Origin of the sequence: Rhodohalobacter sulfatireducens (assembly GCF_022012475.1) — a bacterium.
GTDB lineage: Bacteria > Bacteroidota > Rhodothermia > Balneolales > Balneolaceae > Rhodohalobacter > Rhodohalobacter sulfatireducens.
Genome location: NZ_JAKLWS010000055.1, coordinates 1 through 13,538 on the forward strand (window position 1 = coordinate 1; position 13,538 = coordinate 13,538).

At 40.3% G+C, this 13,538-nt stretch carries 9 protein-coding genes and 1 pseudogene; 7 read left to right on the plus strand and 3 right to left on the minus strand.

Going from position 1 to position 13,538, the window contains the following annotated elements; translation table 11 throughout:
- Nucleotides 1–38: 38 nt before the first annotated feature.
- The 3 genes from L6773_RS20585 to L6773_RS20595 form a co-directional block, all read right to left on the minus strand.
- Nucleotides 39–857, minus strand: coding sequence for a phosphatidylinositol-specific phospholipase C/glycerophosphodiester phosphodiesterase family protein (locus L6773_RS20585; protein WP_237856545.1), 819 nt, complete (start codon nucleotides 855–857; stop codon nucleotides 39–41).
- Between the two features lie 20 nt (nucleotides 858–877).
- The gene (locus tag L6773_RS20590; protein ID WP_237856546.1) at nucleotides 878–1,714 is read right to left on the minus strand and encodes an endonuclease/exonuclease/phosphatase family protein; all 837 of its coding nucleotides are present in this window, start codon (nucleotides 1,712–1,714) and stop codon (nucleotides 878–880) included.
- Between the two features lie 61 nt (nucleotides 1,715–1,775).
- The gene (locus tag L6773_RS20595; RefSeq protein WP_237856547.1) at nucleotides 1,776–2,513 is read right to left on the minus strand and encodes a 3-keto-disaccharide hydrolase; all 738 of its coding nucleotides are present in this window, start codon (nucleotides 2,511–2,513) and stop codon (nucleotides 1,776–1,778) included.
- Between the two features lie 560 nt (nucleotides 2,514–3,073).
- Between L6773_RS20595 and L6773_RS20600 the strand changes: the two genes are divergently transcribed.
- From L6773_RS20600 to L6773_RS20630, 7 genes and pseudogenes are all read left to right on the plus strand, one after another.
- Nucleotides 3,074–4,417, plus strand: a complete 1,344-nt coding sequence (locus L6773_RS20600) for a Gfo/Idh/MocA family protein (protein WP_237856548.1) — start codon at nucleotides 3,074–3,076, stop codon at nucleotides 4,415–4,417.
- A 236-nt stretch (nucleotides 4,418–4,653) separates the two neighbouring features.
- Nucleotides 4,654–7,701: a SusC/RagA family TonB-linked outer membrane protein gene (locus L6773_RS20605; RefSeq protein ID WP_237856549.1), complete on the plus strand. Its 3,048-nt coding sequence runs from the start codon at nucleotides 4,654–4,656 to the stop codon at nucleotides 7,699–7,701.
- Nucleotides 7,702–7,719: 18 nt separating this feature from the next.
- The gene (locus L6773_RS20610) at nucleotides 7,720–9,390 is read left to right on the plus strand and encodes a RagB/SusD family nutrient uptake outer membrane protein (protein ID WP_237856550.1); all 1,671 of its coding nucleotides are present in this window, start codon (nucleotides 7,720–7,722) and stop codon (nucleotides 9,388–9,390) included.
- A gap of 108 nt (nucleotides 9,391–9,498) precedes the next feature.
- The gene (locus tag L6773_RS20615; RefSeq protein WP_237856551.1) at nucleotides 9,499–10,671 is read left to right on the plus strand and encodes a phosphatidylinositol-specific phospholipase C1-like protein; all 1,173 of its coding nucleotides are present in this window, start codon (nucleotides 9,499–9,501) and stop codon (nucleotides 10,669–10,671) included.
- Between the two features lie 161 nt (nucleotides 10,672–10,832).
- Nucleotides 10,833–12,806 carry a metallophosphoesterase family protein gene (locus tag L6773_RS20620; RefSeq protein ID WP_237856552.1) on the plus strand — a complete coding sequence of 658 codons (1,974 nt, stop codon included), beginning with the start codon at nucleotides 10,833–10,835 and terminating at the stop codon, nucleotides 12,804–12,806.
- Between the two features lie 358 nt (nucleotides 12,807–13,164).
- Nucleotides 13,165–13,296 (plus strand): annotated as a pseudogene (locus tag L6773_RS20625) (GxxExxY protein); the annotation flags it as partial.
- Between the two features lie 86 nt (nucleotides 13,297–13,382).
- Nucleotides 13,383–13,538, plus strand: a 156-nt coding sequence (locus tag L6773_RS20630) for a GxxExxY protein (RefSeq protein WP_237856554.1), incomplete at its 3' end; no start/stop codon positions are given.

The window sequence follows — 13,538 nt, forward strand, 5'->3', positions numbered from 1 at the left end:
AATAGATCATCATACCTCCCTTTCCGGGATCATCCTCATCACTCAGCATAATTCTCATCCAAAAATCTCCGCATCCCTTCTATGTCATCTACATTAATTACGTCGACTCCATTATTAATAAGTGTACGCCAAACATTTACGTCGTCACTTGTTGCCCAAAATCGGATCAATTTATCTTCTTGGTGCGCTTGGGAAACATATTCACGAAGTTTTTCAAGTTCATCACCCGGAATATCTCCTTGTCCATCCCAGGTGAAGTAATTAAACCAGTTATCACTGATTAAGGGATACAGTTCGGATGAATAATCCTTACCAAGATTGGGTATCCGACCATCTAAAAAAGCTATTCTGTTTTCTGCAGATGCATCCAAATCAGGCCGATTGCCGGAAATCAATAGCCGGATGGGACCATCAACCCATTCTCCATCAACTTTTTGGTAAAAATATTGAGAGTAAGGTTGAAGAGTATTCAATAGAGCTTGATAGGTGAGTTCCGCCTCAGTTTTAACATCAATTACAAGATAAAAGGGAAGTGATTCACCCGGTAAGACCTGTCCATAGTTTTGTTCGATAAGGTTAGCTAACGGCTGTAGATACAAATCCTCTAAAAGTGGTGTCTCTTCGATATTTTCCGGATGATCATGAATCACGTACAGCTCCCCGTTAATCAGGTGAATATCCGCTTCAATCATTTGAAAACCTAAATCGAGTGCTGCATGTAGCGGATCTTCCTGTTCATAATCATTGTGTGACCATAAATATAACTGGTCAATAGATTCTGTGTTTGAAGACGCATTACAACCAATGAGTCCTGCAACAGAGATCACTAAAAGAAAGCAATAAAAGATCTGTTTCATTATAGCAGGTGTAGCTTAGATTATTCTTGTTCTATCTGTATAACAGCCCAAACCGGTTTGTGGTCAGAAAGTGCTTGCTCCATTTCAATAATACCTCCATCGATTGCAACTGCTTTTTCGGGGTTGTACATAATATGATCAATTACATTGCCATTACCCTCGTCTTCCGGCTCCAAAGCATTGTGAGTATTTTTAGTCGTTGCATCAATGCTTAAATCATCCCAGGCAAAGTCCAGCCCAATCTCCTTAAACATCTCGTGATACATACTTTCTTCATCCTGTTTAGATGGTATGAAGTTAAAATCACCCACAACTATTGATATTTCTGAATTTTGATGTTGACCCAGGTGATCTACAAGAGATGAAATTTTTCCGGTGGTTTCATCAATATGTGCCTGATCTCTCCATCCAAATGGAAAATGTACCGAATAGACGGTTACCTCTACACCATCGATAACTGTCTTTGCTTTTGTTGCAGTATGCAACGTATCTGCCATCAAAACTTCTTCAAGGTCATAAAGAGGTGTTTTACTGGCTATCGTTTTGTATTTGTCATCATGACCTGCAGTTGTATAGCGGCCTGTAACCACATGATCCATTCCAAGTACTTCAGCTGCTTCATTTGTCCAGTTGCCCCCGGGTGCTTCAGAAAACCCAATAATATCCAGATTATATTGTTGAAGAGCCTCTCCAATTTCCCGGGCAGTAGCATTTCTGCTTACCTCTACATTGTAAGCAGCAATTCTAAGTTCCGCTGCTGCTGATTCCTGCATGCCATTTTGGTTCTCAGACTCACTTGAGCAAGATATTAACAGTCCTAAAACCGATAAATAGATGACAACGTGAATTATTTTCATAAAACTGTTTGCTAATTAATTGAGTGGAGATTCCAATACACTGATTTTAGTAAATAAATGATTACAATTTCCGAATCCAGATATTTCGAAATGCCAGCTTATGCCTGGATCCCTGAATGTTTAAGGGCAGTTCAGCTTCATGTTTCCGGTACTCCGGGAGGCCGGTTAAAATTGTAGGCCCTTTCACTTCTACATGATTTTGTACATAAACTCCGTTATGCATCACTGTCATAAAAGCGGGCTTAATCAATTTGCCATCTTCGCGAAAAACAGGTGCTTCAAAATAGATATCGTATGCTTGCCACTCTCCTGCCGGAAGAGAAGCATTTACCTCAGGCGGATATTGTTTATAAACAGCACCGGCTTGTCCATTTGTATAGGTTGCATTTTCATACGTGTCTAAAACCTGCACTTCATAAAGCCCTTGTAAAAAAATTCCGCTGTTTCCCCTGCCCTGTGATTGTCCATCCACATCTTCAGGAATACGCCACTCAACATGCAGCTGAACATCTCCAAAAGAATCTTTAGTAGTAATTCCCCCGGTTCCGGGTTCAACATGCAAAACACCATTATCAATCTTCCATTCTGAATCTTCCCACTGTGAAAGGTCTGATCCATCAAATAGAATAGTAGCATCAGATGGGATTGGAGATTCCGGATTACTGAACACTTGTTTAGGAACAGGTTCCCAGGTTTCAGTAAGCTCCGGTTGCCATTCAGGCAGATCTTGTGCGGTAACTAATGAACATTGGAAAACAATGATTATCAGATAAAAACAGGATTTGATTATAATTTTCATCAATTAGTTTTCACTTAATGGTATGGTAGAAGCAGACTTAATTTGAGCTCTAAATTATGAAAACGTTTTCTAATAGCAACTTTTTTTAAAAAAAATTTCAAACCCAATCTTTCAATTGCTAAAAACACTCCTGATAGTTCAGATTATAAATCTTTGTTTATTTTACACTGAAGCAGCATTTTACTCGACAACTCTTTAAAGCCTAAACGGTTTCTTCTCATTTAAAGAGCATACACCTTCATCTCTGGTTTAAAATCTGTTTCATTTTCAGTGAAATTATTCAACACTTTCTCTACAATAAACATATGTAAAACATATTCTTCAGGGTATCTATCTGTTTTTTATTTGGTACTATTCCCGCCTTTAGTGATACGTTTTTTAAATCACCTTCTATGAAAGCATAGCCCACATTTTATTTCCGAGATATAAAATAATACCCATGTATCTTAAATAAATTTGGTAAATTGAAAACGTTTACATTTCTTTATTCTAATGATTTTAAATATCTGCTGAATTACCAGCATATATCCATCAAGAAACTCTTACAAATCTACCATAGCATGAAAAAGCCAACTTCATTGAACAGGACAAGTATATCTCGTCGCAGCTTTGTTAAAAATGCTTCACTTGGAGCTGGTGGATTGATGCTATTCGGATCACTTCCTGTAAGCGCAAGTGCATATGTCCAGGGGAGTGAGCTTTTAAAAGTGGCTTTAATCGGTTGTGGTGGACGTGGAACCGGTGCAGCAAATCATACACTTGCAGCAGATGATGGAGTAAAGCTGATTGCAATGGCAGACATCTTCCCGGACAGGCTTAACAGCAGCATGGAAATACTCTCTAAAATTTACAGCACCGACAAAGTAGACGTCCCAGAGGAAAACAAATTCATTGGTTTTGACGCCTATAAAAAAGCTATAGAGCTGGCTGATGTTATTATTTTAGCTACTCCTCCGGGCTTTCGCCCATTTCATTTTGAAGAGGCTGTAAAGCAAGGCAAGCATATTTTTATGGAAAAACCCGTTGCGACGGACGCACCCGGTATTCGCAGAGTTTTGGAAGCCGGACGGGAAGCCCAACGTAAAAATTTAAATGTGGTAGTTGGACTCCAGCGCCGTTATCAACGCGATTACAAAGAGGTAAAAGACAGAATCGATAATGGAGAGATTGGAGATATCATCTCCGGACAGGTCTATTGGAATGAGGAACGGGCATGGATGAAAGAGCGTCTTCCTGAACAAACCGAAATGGAGTATCAATTAAGAAATTGGTTCTATTTTACCTGGTTATCAGGAGATCTTCCATTAGAACAGCATATTCATAATCTGGATATTGCAAATTGGTTTATTGGTGAATACCCGGCCAAAGCAGAAGGAATGGGCGGACGGACAATAAGAACCGGGAAAGAGTATGGTAACATTTTCGATCATAATTTCATTGAACTAACCTATCCGAGTGGTGCCAAAGTAATGAGTCAGTGTCGCCATCAACCGGGGACGGTAGTACGTGTTGCTGAAGTATTTCAGGGCACAAAAGGCAGCACTCAAACTGGCTTTGGATACACTCCTATCATTAGAGAAAGAAAAACGGACAGAATCATTCATGAATATCAAGACCAAAATGATGAAAGCGGCTATCAGATAGAGCACAGAGAGCTTTACAGAGCGATTCGAAACGGAGATTTAATTAACAACACAGAGTACGCTGCTAAAAGCAATTTATCGGCTATAATGGTGCGAATGGCGTCTTATTCCGGTAAAGAGATTACCTGGGATGATGCAATGAACGGCAAAAAAGTATTAGTGCCTAAAGTTGAGAGTTTCGATGATATACCTCCCATTCTACCTGATAATGACGGCTTCTACCCTATCGCTAAACCGGGAGTAACTGAAGTTTTATCATAAAGCATTCATTAGCTGAATAATCAGCCTCTGTTAAACTTTGTTAACGTTTCCATCATAGTTTGGTAATCATACAGGGAAAATAAAACCCTAAGATCAATAAGAATGAGTTCAGACTTTTAACCCAAAAACCGAGTAATGGTAAGTACTCTTAAAAAAAGCGCTTCCAAATCCGGGAAACCAAAATACTGGTGTTTGTGTCCCAAAAGGGCTCAGAATCCAGTTTAACCTAAACAAACATGAGACATGGACGCATCATGATTCAATCATATAAAATAAATATAAAAAGCATTCAATTAGCCTGTCTTGTAATGGCGATCTGCTTCATTGCAGTACCTATACAAGCTCAGACTATATCGGGAGTAGTTACTGATGAAGATAATGGCGAGCGCCTTCCCGGCGTGAATATCGTTGTTCAAGGAACGAGCATCGGTACAGCAACTGACGCAGATGGAAACTTTCAACTAGATGTTCCCTCGTTAAATGAAACTATTGTGGTTTCATATGTAGGATATCAAACAAAAGAGATATCCATTAGCGGTAGAGAAACCATAGAAATAACTTTGCTACCTCAATCGGTGATGGGGGATGAATTGGTTGTAATTGGGTATGGTACTCAAAGGAGAGCTGATGTAACCGGATCAATCAGTACTGTGAGTAGCGACAACTTCAACCAAGGGGTGGTTTCTTCACCAGAACAACTTTTGCAAGGTAAGGTTCCGGGTTTAAGTGTTACTGCACAAGGCGGTCAACCCGGTGCACCTCAAACAATCTCAATTCGTGGTTTAGGATCTCTGCGTACAGGTTCGGGGCCCCTTTTTGTAATTGATGGTGTTGCAATTGACAACTCTAATACAGCTCCAACCGGGGATAGCTTTGGAATGTCAACTACCTCCCCAACCAACCCTCTGGCATTTCTTAATCCAGATGATATTGAATCGATTAACGTCTTAAAAGATGCTTCTGCAACTGCAATTTACGGTTCAAGGGCTGCGAATGGTGTTATTCTCATTTCAACTAAAAGTGGTGAGATTGGCCAAGCTCAATTAAATTATTCGAGTCGTCTCGGCATTTCAAAGATTGCCAACCGACTCGACCTGCTCAGTCCTGAAGAGTTTGCTGATTTCCATAATAGTAATGGCCGAAGTGATCTTGATTACGGCAATCGGACGAATTGGATGGATCAGATTTTACGAACTGCTTATTCGCATGAACAATCTCTTTCATACAGCGGCGGAAACGAATCTTCTACTTACTATGCCTCTGTAAATTACTCGGATCAACCAGGAATCTTAAAAGGAAGTGATTTAGAAAAATACGGTGGGCGACTGAATCTCACTCAGGGCTTTCTCGATAACCGGTTGGATATTGGAGTTACGCTGTCTGCGAATCAAACTCATACAGACTATGCTCCTACCGGTAATAATCCCGGCGTAAACGGCGATTACCTGTCGTGGGCTATGCAATTAAATCCTACCTACCCTACTCACAATCCCGATGGTTCACTTTTTATTGTATCGGACGGAGGAATGAATCCACTTCAGGCATTAGACTTAATAACTAATTTTTCTGATGTAACCAGGGTATTGGGAAGCATTGAAGCCAGTTTTGAGATCACGGAAGGTTTACTTTATAAAGTGAATTTTGGCCTTGATAACTCTAACGGCAGTCAAATATCTCAAGTAGACAGGCATGGTATCTTTAGAATTCAAAACCCTGAAGGTCGTCTAGTCGATTCTAAACTTGAAAGAAATAATATCCAGACCGAGAGTACTTTAAATTATCTATTTGATGTAGATAATCATGGCTTTGATGTTTTGGGTGGGTTTTCTTACCAAAAGTTTGAAATTGAAGGGAGAACATGGAGTATCAACAATTTCTCTACCACAGAAATTGAAGCTTACCATAATCCCGGTATCGGTTCCAGCCTGACAATTGGCCAAAACCAACCAAGTGGATTTTCGTCTGTGAACGAACTTCAGTCTGTTTTTGGAAGAGTGAACTACGATTACATGAATCGATACTTTCTTACTGCCACCTTGCGAACCGATGGTTCTTCGAGGTTTGGTGATGAATATCGATACGGGTATTTCCCTTCATTTTCAGCTGCCTGGCAACTATCAGATGAGGCATTTTTTGATTTTAATTCCCTCAGTAACTTGAGATTACGAGCCGGGTGGGGCCAAACCGGGACCCAGGATATTCCGAATGGCATAACCCAACAGCTTATTAATGTTGGAATTAATTCCGGTTATGAGCTCACACCGGGCACAATTACACCGGGTATTACATTCCTCAGAACTCAGAATGAAACAATCCGATGGGAAGTGTCAACACAGTCTAATCTTGGAATTGACTTTGGCTTCTTTGAAAATACCGTCTACGGTACTGTTGATGTATTCCGCAAAGTATCAAGCGATATTCTATTCAATAGCACAAGTGGTGTCGATCCCATTACTCCTACAGATTCATTCTGGAATAATCTAGATATGGAGATAATAAACCAGGGCCTGGAATTTACTCTTGGTTTTCAAAAAAACATAAGTAATGATTTTACTTTTGATGTGAATGCAAATGCTTCATTTATAGAAAATGAAGTCACCAAATTACCTGTATCTCAGATCCTAACCGGGGCAATTTCCGGACAAGGCCTTTCAGGTGAACGTGTACAAGCCGTTCTCAATAATCAACCCATTGGCACATTCTATCTTTTAGACTGGGTAGGATTAGATGAAAATGGAGAAAATATCTTCAGAGATGTAAATGGTGATAATGCCATAACAAATGCAGATCGTATTGTTGCTGGAAATGCAATTCCGGAATTTACATACGGAATATCAGCATTTTTCGGGTATAAAAATTTAGACCTGAATCTGAATTTTAATGGTGTCTCAGGAAATGAACTCTATTGGAACGATCAGAATGGGCGTTTTACCATGCCTCAGCTAATAGGTGGACAGAACATTGATAAAATTGGCTTTAATCTCAATGAATCTTCTTCAAATTCAGCTGGAGCATCAACACGCTTTCTACATGACGGAAGTTATTTCCGCCTCAATAATGCAACTTTGGGTTATAATTTAGACACGAGTGGATATTTAGATTTTATCAGAGAATTACGCTTATCCGTAACGGCACAAAATCTGTTCACTCTAACTGATTATCCGGGTTTCGACCCCGAAGTAGATACCCCAAGAGCTGTTGGTGGAATCACTGCAGCAGGAATTGATGCCACTCGGTATCCACCTGCCCGTACCTTTCAGTTCGCTATTAATCTATCATTTTAACATCTCAAGACACTAATTATGAAAAAGAACATATTTGTAATTGCACTTTTTGTCTTGGCCGGGGTATTGTATTCATGTACAGATCTTTCAGAATCGGTACGAGATACGGCTCTTGGCCAGGAAGTATTGGAACAACCGGATGCACCAGAACAAACTTTAGCTCCTGTATACGCAGGTATGCAGAATTTGATGGCATCGCATAACTGGTTGAATAATTTGCAGAGTATATCATCATATGAACAAATCACACCCTTTCGAGGCGGAACAGATTGGTTTGATGGTGGTAGGTTTATCGAAATGCATGAACACACATGGGCTCCATCTCATGTTTCAGTTATTGATGTCTGGGGTGGAACCACTCAGGGTGTTGCCAGGGCTGCAATTGCTGAACGAAATATTCAGGACCTGGGAGGGGCTGGTGTTTTAGAAGCTGAAGCCAGGGGATTAAAAGCAGTCTATAATTACTGGTTACTTGACCTGTTTAATGTTGCTTTTGATAAGAAAGGAGAAGATATCGGAACTGATAACTTATCCACAGTTTATCGAGATTTAGAGGCAGTCGATTACATAATAAGTGAAATCGATCAAATAGAATCTCAACTACCCACTGTTAACGAGGTTGGTGAAACACGATTTACGCAAGCAGCGGCTATAGGCCTGAAAGCAAGGGTGTTACTCAATAAAGCGATTTACGCAAATCGATATGCTGATCCATCCAGTCAAACTTTCGAGACAGCTGACATGCAATCGGTTATCGATTATACAACCCAAATTATAAACTCAGGTAATTACTCCCTGGAAACAGAGAATTACTTTAACATGTTTGGATTGGAAAATGAAGGCCACCCGGAACTGATCTTCGCTTTCGAGCAAAACGAATCCACCGGTGGATATGGAAGTATGGCTTGGTTTCAATCCTCGAGAAACCGACACCGGACTCCTGCTAATCCGGGCGCCGTTGGTTCTGATGGATCCGCCATGACCCAGGAGTTCTATGACATTTGGGAAGGTTTTCGAGATGACCCCCGATTTTTTACTCGAAACATTCCCGACGGCGGAAGTGTGCCTGATGAAGAGTTTCGTTGGAATCGTGGAGTTCAAATTGGCCAGCAGTATGGAATTGAGTTTGAGGAAGGCAGTCAATCCCAGTTTAAACGTGATGAAAATGGCGATTTACTGATTGTAGCCCTCACTGACTTTGCACGTTCTGGCCAACCAATGATCTATACCAGGGAAATTGGTATCACCACCGACAGTGGCCACATGGCAGGTGCTCGTTCACTTAAATGGGATCTTGATCCTACTACTGTTAATCGTGGAGATTCAAATATCAATATGCCCTGGTTACGTTTAGGCGAAGTGTACCTGATGCGGGCCGAGGCATATGCCAGAACTGGTAATTGGGGAGAAGCCCTAAACGATATCAATGAATTACGAGCTGCCAGGGGAGCACGACAACTCCAGGCAAATGAATTAGATTCACTCGATGATGTGGAAAGAGAATGGTATTTCGAAATGTATCATGAGCATTGGACCAGAACTATCCAAATCCGTTTTGGAAACTGGGAAGATACATGGAGGGACAAAACCAGTACAGACCCGATCCGGCGAGTTTTCCCAATTCCACAGGAAGCAATTGATTTAGCCCAGTCTGAACCGGGTTACTTAGAGCAAAACCCAGGTTATTAATCATCACACCGATCAATAACCGAAGCCCGTCAGATGGAAATAATATTCCTGTTTGTCGGGCTTTTTTATTTTAAAATGATGTTAAATTAAAAACGAATCTCTTAATAAATGATGACCAGGAAATTATCTACCCTGCTGCTTTCAGTGATGTTAGTCTATGGATGTACGGGCAACCAGGAAAATGAATTGAGTTCAAAAAGTATAAATTGTGATACCATAAATGCGAACAATGCGAACCAGTGCCTTCGTTTGAATCATGTCCAGGTGCTTGGGACTCATAACAGTTATAAACTTCTCCCCCACCCTGACCTTATCAATGCATTAAATCAACATTTAGATGGTTGGGCAAAGGATATTGAATACGAACACAAACCTTTAGCTTTTCAACTGGAAAATCTAGGCATTCGTCAGTTTGAGTTAGACCTGTATGCCGATCCGAATGGCGGCCGATATGCCAGGCCTTCCGGGGCACTCTTGATTGAGGATAATGAATTTCTCAATCATGAAGATTTGATGCAGCCGGGATTCAAAATTATTCACATACCGGATGTTGACTACCGATCCACCTGTTTAACATTTAAATCCTGCCTTAAAGAAATTCGTGATTGGTCTCTCGCCAATCCCAACCATTTACCGATTATGATCATGGCAGAAGCAAAAGATGGAGAACGCCGTGATTCGGGGGCCATATCGTTTACCAAGCCTATTCCATTCAATACTACATTAATGCACGAAATTGACAGTGAAATTATGGACGTATTTGAGGATCAACATATTATTACTCCAGACAAAGTTCGCGGCAATGATTCTACTCTGAATGAAGCCATTCAAAATAATGGTTGGCCAACACTTGCTGAAAGTCGTGGTAAAGTTCTATTTGCCCTCGATAACACCGGTGAGCATAAAAGCATGTATTTAGACGGAAACTCAAATTTAGAGGGACGTGTCATGTTTGTAAGTTCAGCCGCTCCCGAACCTACCGCTGGTTTTATCAAAATGAATGATGCTATACGACAGGCTGATTTAATTCAAGATTATATATCTAAGGGGTATCTTATCAGAACACGAACCGACCTTCCTACACAAGAAGCTCGATCTGGAAGTACGAAGCGTATGGAGATCGCTTTTCAAAGTGGTGCTCAATACCTTAGTACAGATTACCCGGAAGTCAGTCCTTTCGGTTCAGGCTATATCGTGAAATTCCCGGATACCGAAGGAATTGCTCGTTGTAACCCAATTAGTGCCCCGCAGGGTTGTGAGAATCAATATTTAGAAGAGTAATCATACATATATTCAGTTTTTATACTTAAAGACCATCCTTATTTATGAGGCTATTATCAGTAAAGATCTTTTTTATCGCTACTATCATTTTTTTGGTTTATAGTAATGAAGCCAAATCTCAGTCAAAATCTCATTCAGGTACTCAGTTCGAAATCGCTTTTATGCCTGATGTTCATTTTCATGACGTATTCGCAGATTTTGAAGGAGAATTCGAAGGACTTCTAACAGATTATAAGGGTGAAAGCAGACATGCAACCATTCGAACGATGCAGGCCCAGCTGACCTCCACTCGCCTGTTTAATGAAAATTATTTTGCGTTTATAGCTGCACTCGACGACGCAGCAAATCGCGGAATCAAAATAATTGCTTTACCCGGCGATTTTAGTGACGATGGACAGCCTGTCCACCTGCAAGGCCTGGTAGAAATTTTAGAAAGGTACCGGGATAAATATGATCTCCAGTTTTTTGTAACTCCCGGGAATCACGATCCAACAAGGCCCTTTACAACCGAGGCTGGAAAAAATGATTACCTGGGCCATTCAGGTCGGCCCCAGCCCATCTTTTCATTCAATCATCCGAATTGCATAAACAAATCCGATCAAACTAATTCTAGCAAAAATTCCAAATTACCCACTCCTCATGATGTTGCTTGCATGGATCAGGTGAAAGAATTGGGATATAGTGGATTATTCGAACTGTTATCAGAATTTGGATTAACTCCAAAGGATGAATACTTCTACTATGAGACACCTTTTTCCAGCTATCAACAAGGAGTTGACAGTATCGGTCAAAAGAAAAAAGAGTTCGGATTTGAAGACCGTCAATATGAAATATGCCGGGAGGGCTCCGGCGGTTCCTATCGAGAAGAAGAGTATACCCTGTGTACTGAAATCATGGATATGAGTTATCTTGTTGAACCGGTTGAAGACCTCTGGCTGTTGGCAATCGACGCAAATGTTTACATACCGCAAGGCCGGTCAGATGACAGTTCTGAAGTTATATTTACAGGTTCCGGGAATACCGGATACAATAAACTTATTACCCACAAAAAACACCTTCTCCCCTGGTTGGAAAGCGTTGCCCGGCGTGCTGAAAAAGATGGTAAAACACTCATTGCGTTTAGTCATTTTCCGGCAGCTGATTTTTACAACGGAGCAGCCCCAAAGATCGAAAAGTTGTGGGGAAAGAATGAATTTCAATTGGCACGAATGCCGAAAGACAGTACCAGCAGATTGTTTGCTGAGAGCGGTATAAAACTTCATATAGCAGGTCATATGCATATGAATGGCACTTCTGTTTTTAGAGATTCTGTATCACGTCGTTTTATGGCAAACATCCAGGCTCCTTCTCTGGCGGCCTATGTTCCTGCATATAAGATTGTCAGAATTACTCATCAGTCTGATTTCGCAGAAGTTGAAACAGTTATTATGGACGAGGTACCTGATTTTGATACACTCTTTCCCAATTACCGTGAAGAATGGAATTATCTTCACTCTATCGATTATCCATCGAACTGGAACCTTGATATATTAAACTCCAAAACCTATTCCGAATACACAAACTGGCATATCCGGGAGCTATCGAGGCTTCGTTTTTTACCGAGAGAATGGCCGGAAGATGTTCGAGCTTTACTTTCCGGTATGACGGGGCAGGATATGTTAATAGCCACCCAGCTACAAAGTTCTGCACTATTCACAGTCTATAAAGAGTGGCTTAAAAAAAATGACAAAGAGATAGAGAACATGACTACGGGCTTTTCTCATGAATGGGTTCAAGCCCGGAAAAAGGCCGTTTCAATCGCGCATGAAGCGGGATTCAATCTATCAGATTTTGAAAATTGGGATGGAGAAGATTTAAGTGTTGATTTCTACCGGTTAAGAAATGCCGGAGAATTGGCGATTCCTGATATAACTGAAGGCAGAATGAATCAGTATCTGTTCATTGCTAAAATCCTATCTGAATCCGCCGTAAATATTGTCAACCAGAGTAAGACTGACCAGCAATTTCATGAAATGTTTAAAGATAGATTCAGAACTGTTTTCGACGTGTTGACTATCTTTAGGGATCGCTTACCTGACAATAATTTTCAAATAGATCTAGAGACCGGGGAGATCAACAACATAAATATTGAATGACTTCGATTCTAACCTTTCTACAACTATTGCACGAATTTACTCATAAATAATGTTTGGGTGCTAAGCTTTTCAAAAATGCGGAATCAATTTTTTATTCCGAATGAATACATAGATAGCGCAGCATCTTGATCTACATATAAGCTGGTTTCAATTTTTAAGAATCTACTAAATCGAACACCATATTTGGATCCTCTCAATTACATCTGTTTCAAAACACCATAACAAATTTGTAGATACCGTTATAAATATAATCGAGTGCAGAACTACTGGCCTGGTGACTAATGATGAAATTTTACGAAAAATTCGCAGAAAACTGACCGAAAGTTAGAAAACTCGAAAATATCTACTCTATGCACTGGTGGAAGATGTTCATTTAGCTCAGGCCTTGAATTATTTGAAAGCCTATCGACTAGAAGTTGGATTGTTAATCAATTTCGGATCTAAAAGTTTAACATTCAAAAGATTGGTCCTCTCAAAGAAAAATCCGTGAAATCCCATAATCCCAAAAATCCGCGATTCCAATACTGAGATTTTTTTCTCATAATACCCTGAACCACAGATTAGATGGATTAAAAAATGAACACAGATCTAAAACACAGCCAGATTACAAAAAATATTATCGGGGCTTCGTTTGAACTACATTCATTCTTAGGGAATGGATTTCAGGAAGTGATTTATCTACGTGCCCTGGCTTATGAAATGTCTCAGAAAAAGCTGGATTTCGAACGGGAA

Coding starts and splice junctions, on each gene's coding strand:
- L6773_RS20585 (WP_237856545.1), bottom strand. CDS start 857: ATGAAACAGATCTTTTATTGCTTTCTTTTAGTGATCTCTGTTGCAGGA.
- L6773_RS20590 (WP_237856546.1), bottom strand. CDS start 1,714: ATGAAAATAATTCACGTTGTCATCTATTTATCGGTTTTAGGACTGTTA.
- L6773_RS20595 (WP_237856547.1), bottom strand. CDS start 2,513: ATGAAAATTATAATCAAATCCTGTTTTTATCTGATAATCATTGTTTTC.
- L6773_RS20600 (WP_237856548.1), top strand. CDS start 3,074: ATGAAAAAGCCAACTTCATTGAACAGGACAAGTATATCTCGTCGCAGC.
- L6773_RS20605 (WP_237856549.1), top strand. CDS start 4,654: ATGAGACATGGACGCATCATGATTCAATCATATAAAATAAATATAAAA.
- L6773_RS20610 (WP_237856550.1), top strand. CDS start 7,720: ATGAAAAAGAACATATTTGTAATTGCACTTTTTGTCTTGGCCGGGGTA.
- L6773_RS20615 (WP_237856551.1), top strand. CDS start 9,499: ATGATGACCAGGAAATTATCTACCCTGCTGCTTTCAGTGATGTTAGTC.
- L6773_RS20620 (WP_237856552.1), top strand. CDS start 10,833: ATGCCTGATGTTCATTTTCATGACGTATTCGCAGATTTTGAAGGAGAA.